Genomic DNA, 1,061 nt, shown 5'->3' on the forward strand with positions numbered 1-1,061 from the left:
ACGACCGATTGCGCGATTGGAAAGTCCTTGCGACTTTAAAGTCGCAATCATCACTCGCTCTTCTTTAGTAAGGTGTGCATATTTGCGATGAGTGGCCAAAAGGTTAGTGAGCATGGTATCATTTAAGTGCGTCATTTGACGGACATCCTTTCATATAGTTTTGATTCACTTAATATGATACCTGATGTCACGCCGAATGGCGTTTTTGCATTTACCACCAATTAGATGGCTAACTTCATTCTATAATCCACCAAATAAAAAATTAGTTGGCCACAAGCGTTCGAAATTCACGAATGTTTGTGGCCGTTTATATATCGAAGGTGAGAAAATGAAAAAAGCGTATTTAATTCATGGCACGTCTACACGGGATGACGATTGGTTTCCGTGGTTAGAAGAAGCTGTTGCACCCGCTATTGAATTGGACCGCATTTGGCTTCCCAATCCATTTGCTCCTGACTCTCAAGAGTGGCAAGCTGCAATTGACGATCAGATTCCGCATGAAGATGGTCAATCTGGAATTACAATTGTTGCGCATAGCCTAGGATGTATTGCGGCAATGCGGTTTGTGGAACGTCATGCTTTAAAGCAAACTAATTTAATTTTAGTCGGGGCCTTTGCCAAGCCCCTCCCTAATTATCCGCAATTGAATGGCTTTGTGACACCAGAAATTGATTATCAAAATGTGAAGGAAAAGCTGAATCAAGCAACGGTGATTACTGCGCAAAATGATCCAATTGCACCATATCAATACAGCGTTGCTGTAGCCAACCATCTCGGCGCTAAGTTAATTGTTCAACCAACTGGCGGTCATTTTCTGAGTGATGATGGTTACCAGGAATTTCCACTGGTGCAAAAAGAATTAATGAAGATGATGAAGTAATAAAAAAGGATTGCTCAAACGAGCAATGAAGCGTACCCCCAAAGTTGGAAATCGACTTTGGGGGTATTTTTATGGGTTCTACACCAAATGGTGTTGGTTAGAGATTTTTCATCTCTATACCAATGCCATTTTTGTGTTTTAAACAAAAAAACAGAGGTAAACCTCTGTTACAATGAAATCG

The 1,061-nt window shown here is 40.8% G+C and carries 2 protein-coding genes; one reads left to right on the plus strand and one right to left on the minus strand.

Annotated elements, in window-relative coordinates; translation table 11 throughout:
- The coding region (locus H5975_RS09005) for a helix-turn-helix domain-containing protein (protein ID WP_204785624.1) at positions 1–135 on the minus strand (135 nt) is incomplete at its 3' end.
- Positions 136–328: 193 nt separating this feature from the next.
- Here H5975_RS09005 and H5975_RS08300 point away from each other — a divergent pair.
- Positions 329–880, plus strand: a complete 552-nt coding sequence (locus tag H5975_RS08300; protein WP_204785623.1) for an RBBP9/YdeN family alpha/beta hydrolase — start codon at positions 329–331, stop codon at positions 878–880.
- Positions 881–1,061 lie beyond the last annotated feature (181 nt).

The organism is Limosilactobacillus coleohominis, from assembly GCF_016901675.1.
GTDB classification, from domain to species: Bacteria; Bacillota; Bacilli; order Lactobacillales; family Lactobacillaceae; genus Limosilactobacillus; species Limosilactobacillus intestinavium.